Annotated in this window: 21 protein-coding genes; 8 read left to right on the top strand and 13 right to left on the bottom strand. The window is 73.2% G+C overall.

The features are described 5' to 3' along the window. Position 1 precedes the first annotated feature (1 nt). From ACFFR3_RS34320 to hypE, 6 genes are read left to right on the top strand one after another with little or no spacing between them, the layout of a single operon-like run. Positions 2-598, top strand: a complete 597-nt coding sequence (locus tag ACFFR3_RS34320; protein ID WP_364367909.1) for a DUF5947 family protein — start codon at positions 2-4, stop codon at positions 596-598. A 10-nt stretch (positions 599-608) separates the two neighbouring features. Further along, positions 609-818: a hypothetical protein gene (locus ACFFR3_RS34315; protein WP_345392736.1), complete on the top strand. Its 210-nt coding sequence runs from the start codon at positions 609-611 to the stop codon at positions 816-818. A 25-nt stretch (positions 819-843) separates the two neighbouring features. Beyond that, the gene (locus ACFFR3_RS34310; RefSeq protein ID WP_379484483.1) at positions 844-954 is read left to right on the top strand and encodes a DUF6893 family small protein; all 111 of its coding nucleotides are present in this window, start codon (positions 844-846) and stop codon (positions 952-954) included. Positions 955-971: 17 nt separating this feature from the next. Continuing rightward, positions 972-1,244: a HypC/HybG/HupF family hydrogenase formation chaperone gene (locus ACFFR3_RS34305; protein WP_345392733.1), complete on the top strand. Its 273-nt coding sequence runs from the start codon at positions 972-974 to the stop codon at positions 1,242-1,244. Between the two features lie 11 nt (positions 1,245-1,255). Beyond that, positions 1,256-2,395, top strand: a complete 1,140-nt coding sequence (hypD, locus tag ACFFR3_RS34300) for a hydrogenase formation protein HypD (protein WP_345392730.1) — start codon at positions 1,256-1,258, stop codon at positions 2,393-2,395. Further along, on the top strand, positions 2,392-3,477 hold the full coding sequence (gene hypE, locus ACFFR3_RS34295) for a hydrogenase expression/formation protein HypE (protein ID WP_364367902.1): 1,086 nt from the start codon (positions 2,392-2,394) through the stop codon (positions 3,475-3,477). Before hypD ends, hypE begins: the two co-directional genes overlap by 4 nt. A gap of 107 nt (positions 3,478-3,584) precedes the next feature. On the opposite strand, the gene hypF is transcribed toward hypE, so the two are convergent. From hypF to ACFFR3_RS34270, 5 genes are read right to left on the bottom strand one after another with little or no spacing between them, the layout of a single operon-like run. Then, complete coding sequence (gene hypF / locus ACFFR3_RS34290; RefSeq protein WP_379484482.1) at positions 3,585-5,861, bottom strand: carbamoyltransferase HypF; 2,277 nt, start codon at positions 5,859-5,861, stop codon at positions 3,585-3,587. Positions 5,862-5,866: 5 nt separating this feature from the next. After that, entirely contained in the window at positions 5,867-6,595 is a 729-nt protein-coding gene (locus tag ACFFR3_RS34285) for a D-sedoheptulose-7-phosphate isomerase (protein WP_379484481.1), read from the bottom strand. Continuing rightward, entirely contained in the window at positions 6,592-6,801 is a 210-nt protein-coding gene (locus tag ACFFR3_RS34280) for a HypC/HybG/HupF family hydrogenase formation chaperone (RefSeq protein ID WP_345392709.1), read from the bottom strand. Before ACFFR3_RS34280 ends, ACFFR3_RS34285 begins: the two co-directional genes overlap by 4 nt. Then, on the bottom strand, positions 6,798-7,364 hold the full coding sequence (locus tag ACFFR3_RS34275) for a D-sedoheptulose-7-phosphate isomerase (protein ID WP_345392706.1): 567 nt from the start codon (positions 7,362-7,364) through the stop codon (positions 6,798-6,800). Before ACFFR3_RS34275 ends, ACFFR3_RS34280 begins: the two co-directional genes overlap by 4 nt. Continuing rightward, the gene (locus tag ACFFR3_RS34270) at positions 7,361-7,795 is read right to left on the bottom strand and encodes a PadR family transcriptional regulator (protein WP_345392703.1); all 435 of its coding nucleotides are present in this window, start codon (positions 7,793-7,795) and stop codon (positions 7,361-7,363) included. The genes ACFFR3_RS34275 and ACFFR3_RS34270 overlap by 4 nt, the downstream gene beginning before the upstream one ends. Before the next feature lie 281 nt (positions 7,796-8,076). Here ACFFR3_RS34270 and ACFFR3_RS34265 point away from each other — a divergent pair, with 281 nt between their 5' ends. Then, positions 8,077-8,514: a hypothetical protein gene (locus ACFFR3_RS34265; protein WP_345392700.1), complete on the top strand. Its 438-nt coding sequence runs from the start codon at positions 8,077-8,079 to the stop codon at positions 8,512-8,514. Between the two features lie 139 nt (positions 8,515-8,653). After that, positions 8,654-9,814: a globin domain-containing protein gene (locus ACFFR3_RS34260; protein ID WP_364367887.1), complete on the top strand. Its 1,161-nt coding sequence runs from the start codon at positions 8,654-8,656 to the stop codon at positions 9,812-9,814. Here the strand turns inward: ACFFR3_RS34260 and ACFFR3_RS34255 are convergent. The 8 genes from ACFFR3_RS34255 to ACFFR3_RS34220 all read right to left on the bottom strand — a co-directional run bounded on the left by ACFFR3_RS34255 (position 9,775) and on the right by ACFFR3_RS34220 (position 25,185). Further along, on the bottom strand, positions 9,775-11,064 hold the full coding sequence (locus ACFFR3_RS34255) for an MFS transporter (RefSeq protein ID WP_379484480.1): 1,290 nt from the start codon (positions 11,062-11,064) through the stop codon (positions 9,775-9,777). The two genes, ACFFR3_RS34260 and ACFFR3_RS34255, sit on opposite strands and share 40 nt — an antisense overlap. Positions 11,065-11,501: 437 nt before the next feature. Next, a complete protein-coding gene (locus ACFFR3_RS34250; protein ID WP_364367881.1) occupies positions 11,502-12,986 on the bottom strand; it encodes a DHA2 family efflux MFS transporter permease subunit in 1,485 nt (494 codons plus the stop codon). Between the two features lie 124 nt (positions 12,987-13,110). Beyond that, positions 13,111-14,145, bottom strand: a complete 1,035-nt coding sequence (locus ACFFR3_RS34245) for a zinc-binding dehydrogenase (RefSeq protein ID WP_364367878.1) — start codon at positions 14,143-14,145, stop codon at positions 13,111-13,113. Then, on the bottom strand, positions 14,145-15,320 hold the full coding sequence (locus ACFFR3_RS34240; RefSeq protein WP_364367875.1) for a SagB family peptide dehydrogenase: 1,176 nt from the start codon (positions 15,318-15,320) through the stop codon (positions 14,145-14,147). Before ACFFR3_RS34240 ends, ACFFR3_RS34245 begins: the two co-directional genes overlap by 1 nt. After that, positions 15,317-15,712 carry a RidA family protein gene (locus tag ACFFR3_RS34235; RefSeq protein WP_345392679.1) on the bottom strand — a complete coding sequence of 132 codons (396 nt, stop codon included), beginning with the start codon at positions 15,710-15,712 and terminating at the stop codon, positions 15,317-15,319. Before ACFFR3_RS34235 ends, ACFFR3_RS34240 begins: the two co-directional genes overlap by 4 nt. After that, a complete protein-coding gene (locus ACFFR3_RS34230) occupies positions 15,693-16,493 on the bottom strand; it encodes an alpha/beta fold hydrolase (RefSeq protein WP_345392676.1) in 801 nt (266 codons plus the stop codon). Before ACFFR3_RS34230 ends, ACFFR3_RS34235 begins: the two co-directional genes overlap by 20 nt. Beyond that, positions 16,490-18,952: an AMP-binding protein gene (locus ACFFR3_RS34225; protein ID WP_364367872.1), complete on the bottom strand. Its 2,463-nt coding sequence runs from the start codon at positions 18,950-18,952 to the stop codon at positions 16,490-16,492. The genes ACFFR3_RS34230 and ACFFR3_RS34225 overlap by 4 nt, the downstream gene beginning before the upstream one ends. Further along, entirely contained in the window at positions 18,949-25,185 is a 6,237-nt protein-coding gene (locus tag ACFFR3_RS34220) for a non-ribosomal peptide synthetase (protein WP_379484479.1), read from the bottom strand. Before ACFFR3_RS34220 ends, ACFFR3_RS34225 begins: the two co-directional genes overlap by 4 nt. Position 25,186 lies beyond the last annotated feature (1 nt).

Below are 25,186 nucleotides of genomic sequence, written 5' to 3'. Positions count from 1 at the left end.
TGTGACCGGCCCTGCGGTCGGGGCGGGGGCGCTTGGGCGGGTGGTCAGGCGGCCGGTCGGTGGGCGGCGGGCGGCCGAGCCGTGTGAGCTGTGCGGGGAGCCGCTGCGAGACACGCACGCCCATCTGCTGGAGGAGCGCAAGGACCTGGTGCTGTGCGCCTGCCGCGCCTGCGCGCTGCTGTTCGAGCACGGGACGAACGGTCCCGGCAGGTTCCTGCTGGTGCCCGACCGGCGGCTGCGCCTCACCGGGCCGCCGCCGTCCGAGCTGGGCGTGCCCGTGGGCCTGGCGTTCTTCGTCCGCCGCTCCGACGGCACGGTCGTGGCGCACTATCCGAGCCCGGTGGGCGCCACCCGCTGGGACGTGGACACCGACGCATGGGAGCGGCTCGCCGGCCACTACGCGGAACTGGCGTCGATGCGGCCGGCGGTGGAGGCGTTCCTGGTCGCCGTCGTGCGCGGCCTGGACGAGCGCTGGGTCGTCCCGATCGACGACTGTCACCGGCTCGTCGCCCTGGTACGCCAGGAATGGACGGGCATGTCCGGCGGTCCCCAGCTCTGGGACCGGATCGCGGCCTTCTTCGCCGAACTCGACCGATGAGGAGGACGACATGGCACGGATTCGCGTAGGCGTACCCGACGTGGCGCCCGACACGCCTTCGCACGTCAAGGGCGTGCCCCAGGGCAACGCGAAGGGCTCCTACCGCCGTCAGCGGGGCCACCACAAGGACGGCACCGCCGACGCGCGGCGCTCGACCGGCGTACGTCCCCGTCACGCGAACCCGATCGCGCGGACCATGCCGAACCTGTCTCCCAGCTGAGACACGAGAGGAGGTGAAAGCCGACATGCGGCAGCTAGGCAAGTTGCTGGCCCTGTTCGCGGGGGCCGCGGTCATCGCGATGATCTGGCGGGAACTGCCCGCCCTGAAGCGCTACATCACCATGCGACGAATGTGAGAGGAGCGAGGCGGCCGATGTGCCTGGGCATTCCCGGCGAGATCGTCGAACTCATCCCCGGACAGCCCGAACTCGCCAAGGTCGAGGTGGCGGGCGTGCGGCGGGTCATCAACGTCGGGCTGGTCGACCAGGACGGCATCCGTCCTGGCGACTGGGTGCTCGTGCACGTCGGCTTCGCCATGTCCAAGATCGACGAGCGGGAGGCGGCGGCCACGCTCGCGCTCCTGCGCGGTCTCGGGCAGGCGTACACCGACGAGCTCGAAGCGCTCGCGGAATCCGACATCACCTGAGAGGCGGGACAGTGCGGTTCGTCGATGAGTACCGCGACGCGGGCGAGGCCAGGCGGCTGGCGGCGCGGATCAGCGACCTGTGCGAGCCAGGGCGGCGCTACACGTTCATGGAGGTGTGCGGCGGCCACACGCACACCATCTACAAGCACGGCCTTGAGGACCATCTGCCCGAGCCGGTGTCGCTGGTGCACGGCCCCGGCTGCCCGGTCTGCGTCATCCCGATGGGGCGGGTGGACGACGCCATCGCCATCGCCCGCGAGCCCGGCGTGATCTTGACGTCGTTCGGCGACATGATGCGGGTCCCCGGCGGCCAGGGCTCGTTCTACGACGCCAAGGCCGCGGGCGCGGACATCCGCATGGTGTACTCGCCGCTGGACGCGCTCAAGATCGCCCGGCAGCACCCCGACCGCACGGTCGTCTTCATGGCCATCGGCTTCGAGACCACGGCCCCGTCCACGGCGATGACCGTGCTGCGGGCCGCCGCCGAGAACATCCCGAACTTCGCCGTCTTCTGCAACCACGTCACGATCATCCCGGCGATCAAGGCCATCCTCGACTCGCCCGACCAGCGGATCGACGGGTTCATCGGGCCCGGCCACGTCTCCACCGTCATCGGCTGCACGCCCTACTCCTTCATCGCCCGCGACTACGGCAAGCCGCTGGTGTGCGCCGGGTTCGAGCCGCTGGACGTCCTGCAGTCCGTCTACATGCTGCTCCGCCAGCTCGCCGAGGGGCGGGCCGAGGTGGAGAACCAGTACACGCGGGTGGTGCCGTGGGAGGGGAACCCGCGGGCGCTGTCGGCGATCTCGCGGGTGATGGAGCTGCGGCCGCACTTCGAGTGGCGCGGGCTGGGGTTCATCGCGCACTCCGCGCTGCGGATGCGGGAGGCCTACGCGGCGTACGACGCCGAGGTGCGCTTCGCCGTACCGGGGGTGCGGGTGGCCGATCCCAAGGCGTGCCAGTGCGGTGAGGTGCTGAAAGGTGTGCTGAAGCCGTGGGAGTGCAAGGTCTTCGGCACCGCCTGCACGCCCGAGACGCCCATCGGCACCTGCATGGTGTCGTCCGAGGGGGCCTGCGCCGCCTACTACAACTTCGGCCGCTTCGCCCGGCGGCGTGAGCCCGTACCGCTGACTCTGGGGAGCCGGCCTTGAACGACGAAGCTGTGGCCTCCCGTGAGGTCCAGGTGCTGGAGCGGATCGAACGGGCCCGCCGTCGCAGGCCCAAGCTCACCGAGGAGCGGGTCACGCTGGCGCACGGCGCGGGCGGCAAGGCGTCGCGGACGCTGATCGAGGCGGTCTTCGCCGACGCCTTCCGCAACCCGGCGCTCGACCCGCTCGACGACGGCGCCACGCTCGACCTCGGCACCGGTCGGCTGGTCCTCACCACCGACGCGTACGTGGTCTCGCCGCTGTTCTTCCCCGGCGGTGACATCGGCGACCTCGCCGTCAACGGGACCGTCAACGACCTCGCGGTGTGCGGGGCCAGGCCGATGTACCTGTCGGCGGCGTTCGTCCTGGAGGAGGGGTTCCCGATCGCCGACCTGCGCAGGATCGCCGCGTCCATGGCGGCCGCGGCCGAGCGGGCCGGCGTGCGGGTGGTGACCGGCGACACCAAGGTGGTGCAGCGCGGCAAGGCGGACGGCTGTTACGTCACCACGTCCGGCGTCGGAGCACTGGAACGGCCGGTCACGCTGGGCGACGCGCAGGTCAGGCCAGGGGACGCGGTGATCGTGTCGGGGCCGATCGGCGAGCACGGCATCACCGTCATGATCGCCCGGGGCGACCTCGACATCGAGGCGGACCTGACCTCCGACACCGCGCCCCTGCACGACGCCGTCGCCGCCCTCCTCGACGCCGCCCCCGTGCGGATGATGCGCGACGCCACCAGGGGCGGGGTCGCGACCGTCCTGAACGAGGTGGCGCGCGGCGCCGGGGTGGCCGTGCGGGTGGACGAACGCGCGGTGCCGGTCCGCCCGATCGTGAGCGGCGCCTGCGAACTGCTCGGCCTCGACCCGCTGTACGTGGCCTGCGAGGGCCGGTTCGTGGCCGTCGTGGACGGGGAACACGCCGACGCGGCTGTCGCGGCGCTCCGGCGGCACCCGGTGAGCGAGGGCGCGGCGGTGGTGGGCACGATCGAGCCCGACCCCGCGGGAATGGTCCTCCTCAACACCGCGTTCGGCGGCACCAGGATCGTCGACCTCCTGGTCGGCGACCCCCTCCCACGCATCTGCTGACCACCGCCCGCCGGCGCCTACGGGATGGCGCGCGCAGGTGCCGGGCGTGGGTGTGCTGTTCAGCGGGGGCGCCGCGCGCCGACCGGCGGCGTCGTCAGCGGCGGTCGTCAGCGGCGGTCGTGGGCGGCGGCGATGACGGCCTGGCCGAGGGCGATGCCCCCGTCGCCTGGCGGGACTCGCGAATGGGTCAGGACCTGGAAATGCTCGCGTTCCAGGCCCGACACCACCGCCTCCAGCAGGACCGTGTTCTGGAAGACGCCGCCGGACAGCGCCACCGTCCGCAGGCCCGTCTCCTCGCCCAGGATCGTGACCGCGCGGACCACCGCAGCGGCCAGTCCGTGGTGGAAGCGGGCGGCGATCCGTCCCGCGCCCGCACCGGCCGCGACGTCCTCCGCCGCGGCCCCGACCAGGTCACCGGCGGCGATGACCAGGAGCTCACCCGCGATCACCCGCGCCGGGTACGCCCCCCGCTCCCCGGGATCCACCCGGGCCTCCAGCTCGGCGGCGGCCTGCCCCTCGTACCCGATGACATCGCGCACCCCCGCGATCGCCGCCACCGCGTCGAACAGCCGCCCCGCACTGGACGTGAGCGGCGCGTTCAGCCCGGACCGCGCCATCCCGGCCACCACCGGCCACTGCTCCCGATGCCGCGCGGCCACCGCCAGATCGGGCAGCGCGTCGCCGTGGAGCCGGTCCAGCCAGGCCGCCGCCATGCGCCACGGCTGACGTACCGCCGCCGCGCCGCCCGGCATCGGCACCGCCTCCAGGTGCCCGGCCCGCCGGTAGGAGAGCAGGTCGGCGACCAGCAGCTCCCCGCCCCACAGCGTGCCGTCGTCGCCCAGGCCCAGCCCGTCGAACGCCACCCCGATGACGGGACCGCCATGCCCGTGCTCGGCCAGGCAGGAGGCGATGTGCGCGTGGTGGTGCTGCACCGCGACCAGGTCCACGCCGGTGCGGTCGCGCGCGTACGCGGTGGACAGGTACTCCGGGTGCAGGTCGTGGGCGACCACTTCGGGGCGGACGCCGAACAGCCGGCAGAAGCGCTCGACGGACTCGGTGAAGAGGCGCAGGGTCTCGTAACTCTCCAGGTCGCCGATGTGCTGCGACAGGAACGCCTGGTCGCCCCTGGCCACGCAGAAGGTGTTCTTGAGCTGGGCGCCGCAGGCGAGCACCGGCCGGGGGAAGCGCCACGGCACGGAGAGGGGGGCGGGGGCGTAGCCGCGCGATCGGCGTACGACCAGCTCCCGGCCGCGGAAGACCCGCACCAGCGAGTCGTCGGCGGGCGCCTCGATCCGCCGGTCGTGCACGAGGAACCCGTCGGCGACGCCGGCCAGCCGCCGCAGCGCGTCCTCGTCGCGGTGGGCGATCGGCTCGTCGGTGAGGTTCCCGCTGGTCAGCACGTACGGCGTGGCCAGCCGGTCGGCGAGCAGGTGATGCAGCGGCGTGTACGGCAGCATCACCCCCAGGTCGCGGGCCCCGGGCGCCACGGCGTCGGCCACCGGGGCGTCGCGGCGGCGCGGGGCCAGCACGATCGGGCGGGGTGTGCCCGTGAGCAGCCGTTCGGCCGCCGGGTCCAGGTGGACCAGCGTCCCGGCCGCCGCCACGTCCTGCGCCAGCACGGCGAACGGCCGGGACTCGCGGCGCTTGCGGGCCCGCAGCACGGCAACGGCGGTGCCGTCGGCGGCCAGGACGGCGAGGTGATACCCGCCCAGCCCTTTGATCGCCACGACCCGCCCCTCCTTTAGCCACCCGGCCGCCACCTCGACCGGATCCCCGGGCACCGGCCGGCCGGCCGCGTCGAGAGCGCGCAGCTCGGGGCCGCACGCGGGGCAGCACACCGGCTGGGCGTGGAAGCGGCGGTCGCCGGGGTCGCCGTACTCACGCGCGCAGGCGGCGCACATCGCGAAGTCCGCCATCGTGGTGGCGCACCGGTCGTACGGGACGCCGGTGACGATGGTGAACCGCGGCCCGCAGCCGGTGCAGTTGGCGAACGCGTACCGGTGCCTGCGGTCGCCGGGGTCGCGCAGTTCGCGCAGGCAGGCGGCACACGTACCGGCGTCCGGGGGCACCAGGGCGGGGTTCGGCCGCTCGCCGCGCCTGCTCGGCACGATGCGGAAACCCGGCTCGCCCACCGGCTCCGCCGCCTCCACCGAGACCCGCTCGACCAGCGCGAGCGGCGGCGCCTGACCCGTCAGCCCGGCCGTGAACGCCTCCAGCCTCCCCGGCTCGCCCTCCGCCTCGATGAACACCCCGCCGGGGTCGTTGCCGACGAACCCCGACACCCCGTACGTCCCGGCCAGCCCGCACACGAACGGCCGGAACCCCACCCCCTGCACCAGCCCCTCGACCCGCACCCTGACCCGGCGCACCCCCGTACCGGCCATGCCCGTCACATCTCGCCGGCCAGCACCCGCTGGGTCAACTCCCACAGCACGTGGCAGAGCGTGATCTGCGCCTCCTGGATGCGGTGCACGGACGCCGACGGCACCACGAACAGGTAGGCCACCCGCCCTTCCTGCGCCATCGCCCCGCCGTCATAGCCCCCCATCCCCACGGTCACCATGCCGCGCCTGGACGCCTCCCCCATGGCATCGACCACGTTCCGCGACCCTCCACTGGTGGACAACCCCACGGCCACGTCACCCCGCCGCCCGAGCGCGGCGAGCTGCCTGGCGAACACCAGCTCATACCCGACGTCATTCGACAACGCCGTGACCAGCGCGACATCCTGCGCCAACGCCACCGCCGCCACCGCCCGCGCCGGTCGCGGCGGGGCGGCGGCCGTGCGGGCCGGTCGCGGCGGGGCGGCGGCCGTGCGGGCTGCCTCGGGTGGGGCGGCGAAGAGCTGGGCGACGGCCTGGGCGTCCGTGCTGCTGCCGCCGTTGCCGAACGCGAACAGCCGGCCCCCTGCCTCGATCGCCGCCGCCATCGCCCGCGCGCACGCCACCAGCCGCTCGCCGTGCAGGGCGACCAGGGACCGGCGCAACGCGACGATCTCGCCGGCCTTCCTCCGCGTGGACGCGCACAGGTCGGCGACGACCGCCTCCCTGTCCACCGGCGCCGGGGCGAGGAACGGGTACAGGGCCTCGATCCCGCCGGGGTCATCGACCGTACTCAAGGGTCTCTCCTCGCGATGGCCTCCTTGGCGTGCACCAGGACGACGTCACCAGGCCGCGCGTCCACCAGCGCCACGCTGACCTCCTCCGCCGTCCCCGACTCCGTCTCCACCAGCGCCATCCCGTCCTCCATGAGCCGCACCACGCGCACCGGCACCGCCACGTCCGAACACGTGACGCAGACCCCGTCGTGACACGACTCCGTCATCGGACCGCCTCCAGCTCGTAGAAGACGTGCACCAGCTCCCACAGCACGTGATAGATCGTCATGTGCACCTCCTTGACGACCAGCGGATCGCCGGAGCGCACGACCACCACGTGATCCGCCTCAGGCGCCGCTTGCCCGCCGGCGAGCGCCACCGTCAGCAGGCCCCGCTCGCGCGCCGCCGCCAGCCCATCGCGCACGGCAGGACAGCCGGGCTCGGCCGACAGAGCGAGCGCGATGTCGTGCGGCGCGGCCAGCAGCCGCAGCTGGGCGGCGAAGATCCCGTCCAGACCCTGGGTGCGAGCGATCCCCGTGGCCAGAGCCAGATCCGTGGCCAGCGAGAGAGCAGGGAGCGCCGGCTTGCCGACGACGACAGGATGCGCGAACTCGACAGCGACATGCTGCGCATCGGCCACCGACCCGCCGCTGCCGAACACCAGCAACTTGCCGCCCGCGCGGAACCGTCCCGCCATCTCCTGGCAGGCGCGGACGATCAGCTCGGCGTCCGCACCAACGGCCGCCGCCGGTTGCGCCCGCCGCTCGAACGCGGCGGACACGGCGCTCATCGCTGAGTCCTCGCCCACGACGCCTCCTCCCACCCCGCCCCTTCCCGCACACCCGAGCCCCGCCCACCCGCACCGCCTGAGACGCCTGGGGTGTCGGCTTCTGAGCTGATCCGCGTCCATCTGTCCAGGCAGGTCTCCAGCAACCCGCGCACTTCAGTCAACCGCCGCATCCACGCCTGCAGTTCGGCCATCCCGCCGGTGGTCAGCTCGTAGCGCCGGCGGGCGGGCCCCGCCTCGGAGGCGACCCAGTCGGAGGCCAGGTGGCCGGCGCGTTCGAGCGAGCGCAGAGCCCGATAGACCTGTCCCGGCTCCGCGTCGGACGCCCCCAGCCGCGCCAGCCGCTCGATCAGGTCGTACCCGTGACCGGGCCGCTCGCAGATGAGCAGCAACAGGAAGGGAGAGAGCAGTCCGCGAACGTCACTGCCCGACATGAATTCCCTCCTCCGGTGCGGGAACGGCCGGTCGGTAAGGACAGTAGGCCGCCGCATGCCACAGGCCAGGGCGGCACGTCCGGCATTTGCACGACTCATCGCCGTGGGCAGGCCAAGGATCTCCCGAACGCCCCGCGCAGCCGGCCGGGCAGCCGGCCGGCTGGCGTGCCCTCCTCGGCCGGGGGCCCGGCGGAGCGTGGTCATATCCTGGTCCGATCCGGTGCCCCGGCCAGAGCGCCAGAGCTCGGGGCGTCGCACTGCGTATGCCGGGAGGGCGCGTCATGACGTGGTGGTCGGTGGTGCGGTTCCTGCACGTGCTCGGGGCCGCGCTCTGGGTGGGCGGGCAGCTCACGGTGTCGCTGGTGGTGCTGCCGCTGGCCCGCCGCCTGCTGGACGACGAGCGGCGCGGCCAGGTGCTGAACGCGGTGGGCCGGCGTTTCGGCCTGCTCACCGTGGCCGTGTTCCTGCCCGTGCAGCTGGCCACCGGCGTGGCCATCGCCTGGCACAAGGGCGTCACCTGGGCCTCGCTCGCCGAGCCCGGTTATGGCCGGATCCTGGCCGCCAAGCTCCTGGTGTTCTGCGCGGTCATGGCCGCTGCGGGTGTGCACGGCTGGGCGAGCGGCGCGGGCCGTCCCCTGCTGGCCCGGGTCATGGCGGTGGGCTCGCTGGCGGGGTCGCTCGGCGTCGTCCTGCTGGCCGCCGCGCTGCCCGCCACCTGATCGGGGCGGTCCGATTAGGGACTTTCGGCCCTGCGAATACGGACGTTCGCCCTGATGAAGGCACCTGTCCTGGTTCGTAGGTTGGATCCCGGCCCGCACGCTTCCGTGGGCCGTGTCCATCTGCTCTCTGGGGGGTTCCATGTTGTCCGCGGATTCGGCGGCGATCGTCCGTACCACGCTGCCCGTCATCGGCGCTTCGCTCGACGCCATCACCGCGCGTTTCTACGAGACGATGTTCGCCGATCGACCGGAGCTGCTCGACGGCCTGTTCAACCGCGGCAACCAGGCCAACGGCGAGCAGCGCAGGGCGCTGGCCGGGTCCATCGCCGCGTTCGCCACGCGGCTGCTGGAGCACCCGGACGAGCGTCCCGACGCGTTGCTCACCCGCATCGCGCACAAGCACGCCGCCGTGGGCGTCACCGACGACCAGTACGTGATCGTGCACAAGTACCTCTTCGCCGCGATCGCGCACGTGCTGGGGGACGCCGTCACCGCGGAGGTCGCGGCGGCCTGGGACGAGGTGTACTGGCTGATGGCCGGTGCGCTGATCGCCCAGGAGGCCAGGCTCTACGCCGCGTCCCACGCGCGTAACGGCGACACGTGGCGGCGGTGGCGGGTGGTGGCCCGCCGGGAGGAGACGCCGGACGTGGTCTCCTTCCTGCTGCGCCCGCTCGACGGCGCCCCCGTTCCGCCCGCGCGTCCCGGCCAGTACGTCAGCGTCCGCGTCCGCATGCCCGACGGCGTGCACCAGCTACGCCAGTACACCCTGTCCGACGCGGGCGACCTGCGCAGGATCACGGTCAAGCGCGTGACGGGCGTCCCGGAAGGCGAGGTGTCGACGCTGCTGCACGACACCGTACGCGCGGGCGACGAGCTGACCTTGTCCGCGCCGTTCGGCGACGTCACCCTGGACGACGGCGCCGCGCCGCTCGTGCTGGCCTCGGCGGGCATCGGCGGCACCCCGATCGTGGCGATGCTCCAGCACCTGGCCGCCAGCGGCTCGGACCGCCGCGTCCTGATGCTGCACGCCGATCGCTCACCCGCCGACCACGCGCTCCGCGAGGACATGGCGAACCTCGCCGACGAGCGCATCTTCTGGTACGAACAGGGCGCCGCCACCCCCGACCGCGACGGCCTGATGAACCTCACGGACGTCGAGATCCCCGCCGGCGCGGTCGCCTACCTGTGCGGCCCCCTGCCGTTCATGCGCGAGGTACGCGCCCAGCTGCTGAAGGCAGGGGTGGCCGCCCGCGACATCAACTACGAGGTCTTCGGCCCGGACCTCTGGCTGGCCGGCTGAGCCGCTTTCGGCAGCACCATCCTGGACGCGTCCACCAGCAGGAGACCGGCGATCCCGATGATCGGCAGCAGGGTGAGCTGCCACAGACCCGCGCCGTCCCAGCCGAGCGCCCCCACCAGGCGGGCGAACAGCAGCCCCGAGAAGGCGGCGGCGACGTAGTAGGTGAGGATGAACAGCCCGGCGCCGCGGCCCACGTGGTGCGGGCGGACGGCTCGCTGCATGGCCGTGCTGCAGTTGGTGAACAGGAAACCGCTGGCGAACGTGCCCATCAGGAACGACAGCAGATATTGGGCGGGCGCCGAAGTGGCGATCTGGTACATGAGGTACGCGGTGACGCCCGTGGCGACCATCGCGAACATCAGCAGGCGCGCCTGGTTGTACCGGTCGCCCAGCCAGCCCGCCGGCAGGGCCATCATGGCGCCGAGCCCGCCCATCGACACGGCGAACGCGGCCTGGTCGGGCGTGAAGGCGAGCGCCTCGCGCAGGAACGTCGGGTAGAGGCCGAGGTAGCCGTAGAAGACCAGGCCGGAGACGGCACAGGCGATGCCGATGCCGAGCGTGTTGCGGTTGTACGGCGAGGCCGGCACGTGCTCGTACGTCGCCCCTGCCGTCTCCGTGGCGGCGCCGGTCACCGCCTCGGTCATCCTGCGCGACACCGTCGCCGCGATGAGCAGGCTCATGAGCAGACCGGCGGCGGCGAACAGGAAGAACGGCGCCCGCCAGGTGCCCCAGCCCGCGGCGAGCCCGTTGCCGAGGAGCGGGCCAAGGAAGACGCCCAGGCCGAAGGCCACGCCGACGACGCCGGCGGCCAGCGCGCGGCGGTGGAAGAAGAACGCGCCGATCACCGCGTACAGGGCGGTGGCCTGCACGCCCTCGCCGACGCCGGAGACCAGCCGGTAGATGCTCATGTCGACGAAGCCCACGGCCAGCGGGATGGCGAGGGTGCCGAGCGAGTAGACGAGCACGCTGACGACGACGATCGCCTTACGGGAGAGCCGATCGGCCAGGTATCCGGCAGGCGGTCCAGCGAGCGCTAGGCCGAGGGTGAAGCCGGTGGCGAGGAGCCCGCCCTGTTCGAGGGAGAAGCCGAGCTCGTTCCTGATCTCGGGCAGGAGGGGGTAGAAGATCTGCCGGTCCATCGCGTTGAGCATGTACGAGGCGCACAGCACGGCGAAGCCGATCGCGATGGAGGTCTTCGTCAAGTGGTCGGAGCTCGTGGGGGCACTTCCGCCCTCGGTGGCGCTGCTCATCAAGTGGCTCCTCAGCGGTGCAGGGGGTGAACCCGCACCCCGCTATCGGACACTCGTCCGTACAGCGGTCGGCACAGGTTGGCCTCAGAATGATGCGTGGCACGACACCTGTCAAGGGGGCGATGAGGCTTGTGAGGAGGCCGGGTGGCATGGGATCGGACGTATGTCCGCTAAGCGGCAACCACCCGTTCAGGCGCGGAGAGCCGAGGTAGGCGCGGGAGCCGAGGTACGGCCAGCACCAGAAGCGGGGCCGTCGTCGGTGTCCAGGCTCGTGCGGCGGCATGAGCAGGGCGGGCCCGCCGGAGTTGAGGCCGGGGCGGAGGCCGTCGTCGAACTCAGGTCTGGGTGGCGGCAGTGGCGGTGAGGACGGCGACGCCGGCGATCAGGGGCCGGAAACAAGCGCCCGCCGGGGCGGAAACCCCGGCGGGGCACATGCCTCAGGGCTTGATGGGGCGGCCTGCTGGGGCGGCGGACTCGGGGGTGTCGTCGTGCTGCTCCTGCGTGTCAGGGGCCGCACCGGGGAGGCCGCCGTTCTTGAGGAACAGGGTGGTGACGATGGCGGCGGCGACCCCGAGGGCGGTGACCAGCAGGGCGTTGCGGGAGTCGGCGGACAGCGTGGCGAGGGAGGAGGCGGCGGTGCCGCCCAGGACGGCGCCCACCACAGCCGTGGCCACGGCGCTGCCGAGCATGCGGGCCATCTCCAGCGTCCCCGAGGCGCCGCCCACTTCCTGCGGCGGCACCTCGCCCATCGCCACGGTCGTGAGCGGGGCGAAGGTGAAGCCGGCGCCGGCGCCCGCGACGAGCAGGGTCACGACGAACACGCCCCACGGCGCCTCGGGGCTGACCAGGAGCGCGGTGAGAACGGTGCCGAGGAAGAAGGCCGCGAAGCCGCCGACGAGGATCCAGCGCGGTTGAACGCGCTGCATCAGCGCGCCACTGAGCGGAGCCACCAGTGAGGACGCCAGCCACATCGGCGACAGCACCAGACCCGCTTCAAGCGCGCTGATGTGCAGGACCGCCTGCAGATAGAGGGTCATGGCGAGTTGCGTGCCGAAAATGCAGAAATAGGTGGCCCAGGAGGCCCATGCCATCAAGCCGTAGTTTCTGTTGGCGAACAGCGCGCGCGGCAGCAATCCGTCACTGCGCGACCATTCCCAATAGACGAAACCGGCAAAAATCACCAGCCCGAGGAGAAACACGACACCAATGGGCACACCGGCGGCGATCACGCCCCAGTTGACGCGCGGACCGTCGATCAGCGTGTAAAGCACCCCGAGAAGGCCGGCGGTGGCCAGGACGACGGGCAGGAGCGCCAGCCGAGGCCGGCCGCCCAGGCGGGTCTTCGGCACGAAGATGAAGGTGCAGACCAGCCCGGCCACACCGATCGGCAGGTTCATCAGGAAGATCCAGCGCCAGTCGAGCACGTGGGTGATGAGCCCGCCGAGGAACGGCCCGATGGCCGCGGCGGTGCCGATGATCGAGGCCAGCACGCCGAAGGCCATGCCCCTGCGCTGCGGCGGGAAGACCGCCGCGGTGATCGCGAGCGCCTGGGGCGCGGCCATGCCGGCGCCGATGCCCTGCAGCACCCGGGCCGCGATGAGCTGCTCGGGCGCGGTGGCCAGGCTGCACAGCAGCGAGGCCACCACGAACACGCCGAGCCCGAAGACGAACACGGCCCGGTGCCCGAGCAGGTCGCCCAGTCTGCCCGCGACGAGCAGCAGCATCGCGTAGGGCAGCAGGTATCCGTTGACCACCCAGAGCATGTGACCCATCGCGGCGCCCAGATCGGTCATGATGTGCGGAATTCCGACGTTCACCACCGTGCTGTCGAGCACGTTCATGAAATAGCCGAGCGCGATGGTGATCAGCGCGAGCCACGGACTGTGCCTCAGCACCGGGCCCGTCTGCTGGGGGGCCGTCATGAGACTTCCTCCTGTCGAATGAGGGATCACGTACGGGTGACAGTAGGCGGTGGGTCCGACAATTTCCCGCGGCATCACGAACGGCCGGCCGGATACGCCTATGACGAACCATCACAACGCGCCACTATTGCCGCAGAATTACCTTGCCAATATTGCTGGACGATTCCATATACGCCAGGGCTTCCCGAATTTCGTCAAGTCCGAATTCACGCGCGATGGCCGGCCGCAAACCCGCCTCCGTGGCGGCGACCAGGTCCTCGAACTCCGCCAGCGTCCCCGTGGTCGAGCCCAGGATCTCCAGCTGGCGTACGAAGACCCGCGGCAGGTTCAGCGGCACGCTCACCCCGGTCGTGGCGCCGCAGGTCACCACCCGGCCGCCGACCGTCGCCGAGCGCAGCGACTCGTCGAACGTCGCCGCTCCGACATGGTCGATCACGACGTGGGCGCCGTCACCGTCGGTACGGTCGACGACCTTCTTGGAGAACCCGTCGGAGGAGAAGACGTCGGCCGCGCCGAGCGCCCGCAGCTCATCGGCCTTGCCCAGGTCGCGGGTGGTGGCCAGGACCCGAGCGCCGAGGTGCGCGCCGATCAGCACCGACGCCGTACCGACCGCTCCGCCGGCCCCCACCACCAGCAGCGTCTCGCCGGCGGACAGCCGGCCCCGCGAGACCAGCATCCGCCAGGCGGTGAGGAAGGCCAGCGGCAGGGCGCCGGCCTCGGCCCAGGACAGGGCCGCGGGCTTGCGGACGAGGTTGCGCGCGGGCAGTTGCACCACCTCGCAGGCGTTGCCGTCCGCGTGCTCGCCGAGGACGGCGAAGCCGCTGCAGTAGATGTGGCGGCCCGCCTTGCAGTCGGCGCAGGTCCAGCAGGCCGCCACCGGGTACAGCACCACCTCGTCACCCGCCGACCAGCCCTCCGCGGCGCTGGCCACGACCTCGCCCGCGCCGTCGGCGGCGATGACGCGCGGCGTCCTGACCCGCTGGGCGCCGTTCACCACCCACAGGTCGAGATGGTTCAGCCCGGAGGCCCGCAGCCGTACGTTCACCTTCCCAGGAGGCGGGTCGGGCACGGCGCGCTTGTGCATGCGGATGCCGCTGGGCCCCCGGGGCTCCTCCAGCACGGCACAGCGGCCGTGGCTGGTCACCATGGTGGTGGACATCAGACTCCTCCCGCGTTCGTACGAGCCGGCCTGCTCCCCAGGACGAGCTCGCCCACGCTGGCCTCGCTCATCGGATCCAGGCCCGTGGCGTCGGCGAAGGCCGTGGCGTCGCCGTCGCCCAGGGCGCAGACCGCCAGTCCCATGGCCGTGGCCACGGTGTACATGACCTGCTGGACCACGCCGACGTGCTTGAGAATCAGGGCGTACGACATGCCCCGGTAAGTGCGCATGACCCGGCCGAACCGGGCCGCGATGACCAGCAGGACCTGCGGCTGCCGCTCGGTGCCCGCGACGACGGCGGCGTGGGCGAGCAGCTCGCCGGTGCGCTCACCGGCCCGCCTGAGCATGTGGTCCTGCGGGTCGTAGTGGTACAGGCCTGGATCGAGCCCCGCGACGTTCCGCACCACGGGGTAGATCTCCAGCTCGTACGCCGAGCCGCCCGCCGGGTACGGCCTGCTCAGATACTCGGACCCGTTCCGCTGCACGAGCCACCGGTTGCGCGCGCAGCGGAACAGGAAGTGCCCGAGCTGCGCGGCGGTGAGCGGATGACCGTCGTCGTGCTCGCGGATGCTCCGCCGCTGCTCCAGCACGGCCGTGACGGTCGGGTCCGAGCGCCGCAGCTCGGCGAGGTCCGGCTTGGCCAGCTCGATCCCCTCGCCGCTGAAGCGCTCGTGGCGCGCCGGCAGCGCGGCGAACCGCGCCCCCCAGTGGGAGCGGCCGAAGCCGGCGTCCCGGTGGACGCCGGGGACACGCGTCTGCTGGTGGAAGGCCAGCTCGTGCGGCGTCCACTGGGCCAGCGACAACTGCGCCGACTCGCTCTCGTCGGCGGTCAGGCAGGCCCAGTCGAGGTAGTGGCACAGGTCGCCCTTCCCCGTGAGCAGGGCGGGCAGCTCGTCGGGCTGCTCCACGCGTACCGAGCACCAGGCACGGGCCGACTCCAGCGCGTACTGCTCGCCCACCCGGCGCAGCACCGTGAGCTCCGAGACCGGGCGGCCGGTCCCGCCGTGCGACGGGCGCGGCGGCGGGGCGGCGTGCGGGTGCAGGGTGAGGACGGGTGTGTCGTCCCTGCTCACGACCAGCGACAGCAGCCCGCGCCGCCACAGGTCGTCGTCCGCGGCGGTCAGGCGCTCCAGGGCCGTGCCAGGGCGGGGCACGACCGTCTCATGGACGCTCATGCCACCGCGGTGGCTTCCAGCTCCACCACCAGACCGGGGAAGGCCAGCCCGGAGACCTGCAGCAGGGTCCCGGGCGGGGCGATGCCGGCGGCCTCGAGCCGCTTGCCCATCACGCCCACGTGCTGCAGGTACAGCTCCATGTCGGTGGTGTACTGGTTCAGCCTGACGACGTCCGACAGCCGCATGCCGGCCTCGTGCAGGACGGCCTCCACGTTGTCCAGGGCAAGCCCGATCTGGGCGGCCATGTCACCGGGCTGGACGACCTCGCCGTTCTCGTCCAGCGCGGTCTGGCCCGCGCACACGAGGATCCTGCGGTGCCCCTCGACGACCTCGCCCTGGTGGAAACCGAACTTGATGTTCCACTCCCACGGGTCAACGGGTGTGCGCTTCATGTGAGTACCTCCCAGCAAAGGTGTCGATGGCGTCCGCCAGCAGGGCGGGCGCTCCTTCCATGGCCCGGTGCGCCTGCCCGGGCAGCACCTCGGTGACCGCGCGCGGCACGAGCTCCGCGATCATCGCGACGGCGTCGTGCAGGCCGGGCGCGCTCCTGTCGCCCTTGAGCAGCAGGGTGGGCACGTCCAGCGCGGCCAGCCGCGCGCGGTCGAGGACGTAGCGGTGGGTGGCGTCGATCTCGCGGGCGACGGTGTCGGCGACCGCCGCCCGTTCGGCGAACCCCGGTACGCGCCTGAGCAGCCGGACGAGCCCCGGATCCAGCCCGGTCACCTCGACCAGGAAGACGCAGAGCGCCTCCTCCCTGAGACCCTGGGCGCACAGGCCGGCGACTCTGGCCGCCACGCCCGAGAAGTCGGGCGTGCCGGGGACGGGGACGGGCGGCTCGTACAGCACCAGCCCGGTGACCGAGGAAGGTGCGCGGGAGGCCGCCTCCAGCGCGCAGATCGCGCCGTACGAGTGCCCGACCAGCGTCGCGGGGCCGAGGTGGTCGAGCACGGTCACGATGTCGCCGGCCTCCGCCTCGATGGCGTACCCGCCCGCGTCGCCGCTGCCGCCCCTGCCGCGCCGGTCCATGACGTGGACGCGGTGGCGGCCGGCGAGCAGCGGAACCACCTGCCGCCAGCAGGTCTTGTCGTCGCCCGTCCCGTGCACCAGCAGGATCGCGGGCCCGGTGCCGGTGGAGGCGACGTCGATCGACGTGTGTCCCGATGCGATCCTCATGTCACCGGCTCCGCTTCCACGGCGAGCGCGTCGCCGATCAGCGCCAGCAGGCGCTCCCGCTCCGACGCGATGAAGAAGTGGCCGCCGTCCAGCACCTCCAGCCGGAACGTGCCGCCGGTCTGTTCCCGCCAGCCCAGCACGTCCTCGACCGGCGCGTCGTCGTCGTGGCTGCCCGCGAACGCGGTGACGGGGCAGTCCAGGGGTTCGTCCGGCGTGTAACGGTAGGTCTCGTGCATGGTGAAGTCGGCGCGCAGGGCCGGCAGCAGCACGGGGCGGAGCCGTTCGTCGTCGACCAGGCGCCGGTCGGTGCCGCCCAGCGTGCCGACGTGCGCGAGCAGGTCGTCGTCGGGCAGCAGGTGGACGCGCGCCGTGATCGGCGTCTGGGGGGAGGCGGAACCGGCGACCAGCAGCCCGGCGGGCTCGGGGTGCCCGTTCCTGCGCAGCCAGCGCGCCACCTCGAAGGCCACGATCGCGCCCAGGCTGTGCCCGAACAGGAACGTACGCGGATGCGGGTCGGCCGCCAGCCGCGGTCCCAGCCCGGCCACCAGCTCGGCCACCCACTCCAGCGGCCGCTCGGTCAGCCGGGGCCCGCGGCCCGGCGGCTGCGCGCAGACCAGCTCGACGTGGGGCGGCAGCAGCTCGCCCCACGTGGAGTAGGCGTTGACGCCGCCGCCCGCGTAGGGGAAGCACACCAGCCGGACGAGCGGCCGTTCCGGACCGCTCACCCGGACCAGCACGTTGTCCGGTTGGTCGGCGGCGGCCAGCAGGCCGGACAGCGCGCGGATGGTGGGCCGCTCGTAGAAGGCCGTGAGGTCGACCTTGACGCCGTGCCGCTCCTGGATCTCCATGACCATGCGGGCCGCGAGCAGTGAGTGGCCGCCCAGCTCGAAGAAGTCGTCGTCGATGCCGACGCGGTCGCGTTCGAGCAGTTCGCGCCAGAGAGCGGCGAGGTCGCCGTGCTCCTGCGGCGCGTCCGCAGGGGAGGAGGAGCGGCGCGGCGCGGGCAGCGCAGCCCTGTCCACCTTGCCGGTGACGGTGCGGGGCAGCCGGTCGAGCAGCACGAACTCGGCGGGGATGTGGGTACGCGGGAGCCGCGCGGCCAGCGCCCTGTGCAGGGCGGTCACGCCGGAGCCCGCGACATCGGCGAGGTAGGCGACGATCCGTGGCTCGTCCCCGGCGGTCACCACGGCCGCCTCGCCCGCGTGCGCGGCGACGACCGCCTCCACCTCGTCCAGGTTGACGGTGACGCCCCGGATCTTGACCTGCCGGTCCACCCGTCCGACCAGGACCAGCTCACCCTCGGCGTCGAACCTGCCGAGGTCGCCCGTACGGTACATGCGGGCGCCCGGCTCGCCGGAGAACGGGTCGGGCAGGAACCTGGCCGCGGTCAGCGCGGGGTCGTCCAGGTAGCCCCGCGCCAGGCGCCGTCCGCCGACGTGCACCTCGCCGACCTCGCCGTCGGGCACCGGGCGGCCCGCCTCGTCCAGCAGATGGACGGCGGCGCCGCCGAGCGGGCGGCCGACCGTCTCGCGGGGGCCGGTCCGCCCGGTGATGTGGGTGGTCTCGGTGGAGCCGTAGGTGACGGCGATCGCGAACGGCGGCGCCGCGTCGGGCCCGAGCCGGAACCGCTCGCCTGTGGTGAGCAGCAGCCGCAGCGGGGTGTCCGCGGGCCAGCTCAGCTCGCACAGCGGTACGGCGAGCGTCCCCACCAGGTGCACCACGGTGATCCGCGACCGCCGGATCCACTCCTGCAGCCGCTGCGGCACCAGCAGCGTCTCGGCGTCCGGGATGTGCACGGCGGCGCCCGATGCCAGCGCCGGCCACAACTCGTTGACCAGCGACACGCCGAACCCGGGCGAGGAGCACCAGGCCACCCGGTCCTCGTCGGAGAAGCCGAACTCCTCGCGGGCCAGCGCCACGCACTCGCTGACGGTCTCGTGCCTGGCCACCACCGCCTTGGGGGTGGAGACGGAGCCGGAGGTGTGGACGACGTGCGCGGCGCTGTCGGGGGTGACGCGCACGTCCGTGAGGTCGTCGGCGGGCAGCTCGTCGATCTGCTCCCGGTCGGCGTCCAGCCGTACGACCCGCATCCCCAGCTCCGCCACCGCGGACTGGAGCCGCGCCGCGACGTCGCCGTTCACCGTGGAGGTGACCAGCACCTTGACGCGGCAGGCGCGGATCTGGGCGACCGTGCGCTCCAGGGGCGCCGCCGGGTCGAGCAGGACGGGCGCCGCGCCGGCCTTGACGATGGCCAGCGCGGACACCACCGCGTCGGGCGAGCGGGACAGGCAGGTGCCCACGGGCTCGTCGGCGCTCACCCCCAGCTTCCTGAGCAGGCGGGCCGCCTGGTTGGCGCGGCCGTTGAGCCGGCCGTAGTCGAGCACCGTGGAGCCGGACACCACGGCGGGCCGGTGCGGGCCGCGCCTGGCCTGCTCCTCGATCAGGGCGTGTACGCTCACGCCGACTCTCCTCTCATGTCCACCACGACCGGCCCCGCGGCCGCGGCGGCGCGAATGGTCGGGAACTGGAAGAAGGACTCGACGGGGATGTCGTAGCCCGCGTTCGCGGCCTCGTTGATGAACGCGATGGCCCGCAGCGAGTCGCCGCCCGCGGCGAAGAAGTCCTCCTCGGGGCCGAGCTCGTCGACGCCGAGGATCTCCGCCGCGATGCCGGCCAGCGCCGCCTCGGCGGGTGACGCGGGCCCGCCCCCGCCTGAGCGTCTGCGCTCGGGTGCGCCGAGCGCGGCCAGGGCGGGCCTGTCCACCTTGCCGTTGGAGGTCAGCGGCAACTCGGTGAGGACGTTGTAGTGCGTCGGCACGACGTCGCGCACCAGCTTGCCGGCCAGGAACTCCCTGATCTCGGCGGGATCGGGCTCGGCGCCCGGCTCCGGCACCAGGTGGGCGATCAGCCGCTTCGCCGTACGCTCGCCCACGGCCACCACGCAGCACGCGGCGACCTGCGGGTGGGCGGCCAGCGCCGTCTCGATCTCGCCCAGCTCGATGCGGTGGCCGAGGATCTTCACCTGGAAGTCCTCGCGTCCCAGCAGCTCCAGGTCGCCCGACGGGCGGTAGCGGCCCAGGTCGCCGGTCCGGTAGAGCCGCTCGCCGGTCCGCGGGTGCGTGATGAACCGCTCGGCGGTCAGCTCGGGCCGCGCCCAGTAGCCGCGGGCCAGCCCGTCACCGGCGATGAACAACGCTCCGGTGACCCAGTCGGGGCAGGGCTCCAGCCGGTCGTCCAGGACGTGCCAGCGCTGGTTACGCAGCGGCCTGCCGTACGGCACGCTGGGCCAGTCCGGCGTGCCGGGGCCGACGTCGTGCGCGATGGACCAGATGGCGGCCTCGGTCGCGCCGCCCAGGCTGATCAGCCGGGTGCCGGGAGAGACCTCGGTCAGGTGCTCGTACGTGGTGAGCGGGATCCAGTCGCCGCTGAGCATCACCGTGCGCAGGCTCGGGGCGACCCGCTCGCCGCGCCCGCGCAGGTAGTCGGCGAGGATCTGCCACAACGCGGGCACCGAGTTCCAGATCGTGACGCGTTCGCGGGCCACCAGGCCGGCCCAGGCGCGCGGGTCCGGGCTCGCCGAGACCGGCGGCACGACCAGGGCGCCGCCGACGGCGAGCAGCCCGAAGACGTCCCAGACCGACAGGTCGAAGCTGAGCGAGGAGAGCGCGAGCACGCGGTCGCCGGGCCCGAGGCCGACCCGCTCGTTGATGTCGGCGATCGTGTTCCACGCCGCCCTGTGCTCGATCATCACGCCCTTCGGCCTGCCGGTGGAGCCGGAGGTGTAGATGACGTACGCCAGGGAGTCGGGCGTGGCGGGGCACTCGGGCACCGCCGCCGGCCGCAGCGCGGCGGGGTCGCCGGGCACCGTGATGACCTTGTCGATCACCTTGGCGGCCGACGGGAGGTCCATGCCCTCCTGGGTGAGCACGATGTCGGCCTGGCCGTTCTCGAGCAGGTACGCGATGCGCTCGGCCGGCAGGTCGGGATCGACCGGCAGGTAGGCGGCGCCGGCCCGCAGCACGCCGAGCACGGCCGCGATCTGCTCCCAGCCCTTGCGCATGAGCACCGCGACCAGCCGCTCGGGCCCGCCGCCCGCGTCGATCACGCGGGCGGCCAGTGCCGACGACGCGTCGGCGAGCTCCCGGTACGTGATCACCCGCTCGTCGATGACCGCGGCGGCGTCGGGCGTCCGCGCGGCCTGCCGCAGGAACGGCTCGTGCAGCAGCTCCGCCGTCACCTCCGCCGTGGTGGCGTTCACCGCGGCGCGGCGCTCGACGGTGGACTGCGGGAGCGTGACCGGGCTGGGCTCCCGCCACGCCTCGGGGGAGTCGGCGAGGCGGCGCAGCAGCCGGCCGTACGCCTCGGCCATGTCGCCGATCAGCCCGGCAGGGAACAGCTCGGCCACCGCGTCCCAGCAGTAGTCCAGCCCGCCGTCCACCTCCATCACCTGGTGGTCGAGCGCGACCTGCGGGGTCTGCGTGACGCCGAAGACGTAGCGGCCGATGTTGCCCCAGTCCATGCGGGGCACCCCGACCAGGCTGGAGAACACGACCGGCATGGCGGCCCTGGGCGCGCCGCCCTGCCGCCTGCCCAGCTCCCGCAGCACCTGCACGCTGCCGACGTGCCGGTGCTCCAGGTCCTGCCAGAGCCGTTCCTGCACGTCGCGGGCGCGGGCGGCGAAGTCGGCGCCGCGATGGTCGACCGCGTGCAGCAGACCGGAGGTGAAGTCGCCCAGCAGGTCGTTGAGCTGCGGATGCAGCGGCGGCCTGTTGAACAGCGTCATGTTGACGGTGAACCGCGGCCCCGAGCTCCAGGTGGCGAGGATCTCCGCGAAGGCGGCGAGCAGCAGCGCCGACGGGGTGATGCCGGCGCCGGCCGCCGCGTGCCGCAGCCGCAGCCACACGTCGGGCTCGACGCGGCCCGCGTGCCGCTCGAACCTGGGGTTCTCGACCGAACCGAGGCTGCGCAGGTAGGGCAGCTCGGGCGCGTGCGGCAGCTCGGCCAGCCTGCCCTCCCAGTACTCGCGGGCGGCCCGGTAGAGCGGGGAGCTCTCCCGCGCGGCGCGTTCCGCCAGCACGTAGTCGCGGAACGACAGCTCGATCGGCGGCAGCGGCACGCCGGGATCCCGGTAGAGCCTGGACAGCTCCTGCGTGAAGACGCGGGCGCTCCTGGCGTCGAAGATCAGCAGGTCGAAGCTGATGTGCACGCGGGAGACGACCTCGTCCACCCGGGTCACCCGCACGCCGAACAGCGGCCACCGGTCGGCGGCCAGCACCTCGTGGGAGAGCCGCTCGCGGATCTCGGCCAGCGCGGCCGCGCGCTCGGACGCGCCGGCCCCGCGCAGGTCGGTCACCTCCACCTCGTACGGCGGCACCTCGGGCAGCACCCGCTGGCGGCCGTCGCCGGTCACGACCGCGCGCAGCATGTCGTGCCTGCGCACCAGCCGGTCGATGGCCTCACGCAGGCGCTCGACGTCGAGGTCGGCGACGTCCCACTCCTGGTAGCCGTGGCAGCCGACGTCGCCGAGCTCCATGCCGGTCAGCCGGCCGATCCAGTACGCGTGCTGGATGTCGGTGAGCGGGAAGGGCTCGTACCGGGCGGCCGGGTCGGTGCGGATCACCGGCAGCGCGTCCTTGTCCGCAGCGCGGGCCCCGTCACCGTCGCGCTCCCGCTCGATCGCCCGGCTCATCTCCCGGACGGTGGGCGCCTCGAACAGGACGGACAGCGCGAGCTCGACGCCGAAGGCGGCGCTGATCGCGGCCATCAGCTCCATGCCGGTCAGCGAGTCGCCGCCCAGCTCGAAGTAGTTGTCGTCGGCGCCCACGGTGTCGGTGCGCAGCACCGAGCGCCAGATCTCGGCCAGCTCCCGCTCCACCTCGGTGGCGGGCTCCTCGTAGGTGACCGAGCGGCCGCCCCGGTCGGGCGCGGGCAGGCGGCTCTTGTCGAGCTTGCCGTTGGGCAGCGTCGGCAGCGCGTCGATCAGCTCGCACGCCCCCGGCACCATGTAGCCGGGCAGCTGCTCGCGCAGCAGTTCGAGCAGCTCCGACTTGTGCACCCGGCGGTTGACCTCCGGCACCACGTACGCGACCAGCCGCCGCTCGCCCGGCTCGTCCTCGCGCACGACGACCGCGGCGTGCCGCACCGCCGGATGTTCGAGCAGGCGCGCGGCCACCTCGCCGGGCTCGACGCGGTAGCCGTTGAGGCTGATCTGATCGTCCACCCGGCCGAGGATCTCGATCGAGCCGTCGGGCAGCATGCGGCCGATGTCGCCGCTGGCCACCATGCGGGCGCCGGCACGGCCCGCGTACGGGTCGGGCAGCCACTTGGCGGCGGTCAGGCCCGGCCGGTTGACGTAGCCGCTCTGCAGCAGCTCGCCGCCCACGTGGATCTGGCCGGGCACGCCCATGGGGACGACCTGCAGGTTGGCGTCCAGCACGTACACGCGCGCGCCCGGCACCGGCAGCCCGATGGGCGACGAGATCGACCACCGCTCCTCCTCGGGGATCCGCCTGGGCGTGATGCGGGTGCCCGCCGTCTCGTTCAGGCAGGTCGTGGCGTTCGTGGTCTCGGTCGAGCCGTAGATGACGGCCACCTCGAACGGCACCGTGGACGACAGCCAGCCGGTCCGCTCACCGGACACCAGCAGCGTCCGCAGCGCCACCTCCTCCGGCCAGTCGACCGCGCACAGCCGCTCGGCCAGCGCCTTGGTCACCAGCGACACCGTGATCCCGTTGTCCACCAGCCAGTCCCGCAGCCGGAACGGCGTGCTCACGGTCAGCTCGCCGGCGATGTGCACCGCCGCGCCCGCGGTCAGGAACGGCCACAGCTCGTTGACGAACGAGATGCCGAACCCGGGCGCCGAGATCCACGTGCCCCGGTCGGCCTCGCTCAGCCGGTAGCACCGCCGGGTGCCCATCGCGCCCCTGACCACCGCCGCGTGGTTGAACGCCACGCCGCGCGGCTCGCCGGTCGAGCCGGACGTGTAGGCGATCTGGCAGACCGACAGCGGGTGCGCCCACTCGTCGGGGTCGGCGGCGGACGACCGGTTCAGCAGGTCGCCGTCGCGGTCGAGGCACCAGATGTGCCCGGCGTACGTGCCCGGCACCTTGCCGAGCTGCTCCTCGGCGGTGAGCACGGCGAGCGGCCTGGAGTCGTCCAGCATCATCGCCAGCCGCCGCGCGGGCTGCGCGGGATCGAGCAGGACGGCCGCGCCGCCCGCCTTGAGCACGCCGAGCACGGCCACGACCATCTCGGCCGACCTGGGCAGGCACACGCCCACCGGGGTCTGGCGGCGCACGCCGAGGTCGCGCAGGTGGTGGGCGATCCTGTTGGCCCGGCCGTTCAGCTCGGCGAAGGTCAGCCGCGCGGACTCGGAGATCAGCGCCCACGCGTCGGGGCGGCGCGCGGCCTGCTCGGCGATGAGCCGGTGCACCGGCGCGTCACCCGCGACGGGGCCGCCGTCCTGGCGCCGGGCGATCAGCGCGCTCTCCTCGCCGGTCAGGATCCGCTGCCGGGAGATCGGCACCTCGGGGTGCTCCGCGACGCTCGTCAGCAGCGTGACCAGGTTGGCCCCGAAGCGCCGCACGGTCTCGGCCGTGAACAGGTCGGCGTCGTAGCCGAGGGTCAGGGACGCGCCGTGCTCGTGCGGCCGGGCGGACAGGGCGAGGTCGAACAGGGCGACGCCCGTGTCCACCTCCACCGCGCGGTGCCGCGGCCGCGACGACCGCGACGTCAAGTAGGCGAGCTGGCACAGCGGCCGTCGGCTGGGGTCGTGCTCGCGCTCCACGCGGCCGATCACCGCTTCGAACGGCACGGTGCCGTGGACGCGCGCCTCCTCGACGGCGTCGCGCACCCGCCGCAGCACGGTGGCGAAGACGGGGTCGCCGGTCAGGTCGATGCGCACGGGCAGCGGGTTGACCGCGCCCTCGACGGTCACCGCCGGGTCGTGCACCGCGACGACGACCTCCTCGGACCCGGTGTAGCGGTGGGCGAGCACCGCGAACGCGGCGAGCAGCGCATCCTCGCCGCCGGCCCGCTCCAGCACGGCCGCCTCGACGTCGGCGCGGGCCCGGCCGCCCCGGTAGCTCAGCACGGGCGGGCGCAGCCGGTCCGCCGGCAGTTCGAGGCCGGTGGGCGCGCCGTGCAGCCGGCGGGCCGCCGCCTCGACGGCGTCATCCGACTCCCGCGCCGGCACCGGGTCGGCGCAAGGACCTGGCGAGCCGCCGTCATAGCAGGTGAGCAGCTCGTCCAGCAGGTCACGGACCCGGAAGTCGTCGGCGATCAGATGGTGGGCGACGAGCAGCACCACGTGCCGCTCGTCCGGCAACGACAGGACGCGCACTCTCCACAGCGGGCCGCCCGCGATGTCAAAGGGGATCCTGGCCGCCTGCGCCGCCCACCGCGCGACGGCGGACTCCTCGCCTTCCTCCACGACCACGGCGGGCGGCTGGTCGGCCGGCACCCTGCGGATCACTCCGTCGGAGGGGGCGAGACCGGAGCGCAACTCCGCGTGCCGCAGATGGAGCTGGGCGATCGCGGCGCGCAGCCGTTCCTCGCGCGGCGGGCCTTCGACGATCACCGCGTCGCCCGTGGTGAAGGGGGCGACGGCGTCGTGCAGATGCTGCAAGTACCACAACCGGGACTGCCGGGCCGACGCCCGGGCCCTCGTGCCGGTCAGCGTAGCCACACCCATG

The sequence above is a fragment of the Nonomuraea salmonea genome (assembly GCF_042428605.1).
Classification (GTDB): Bacteria; Actinomycetota; Actinomycetes; order Streptosporangiales; family Streptosporangiaceae; genus Nonomuraea; species Nonomuraea salmonea.
This window is presented reverse-complemented; position numbering and strand designations above follow the sequence as displayed.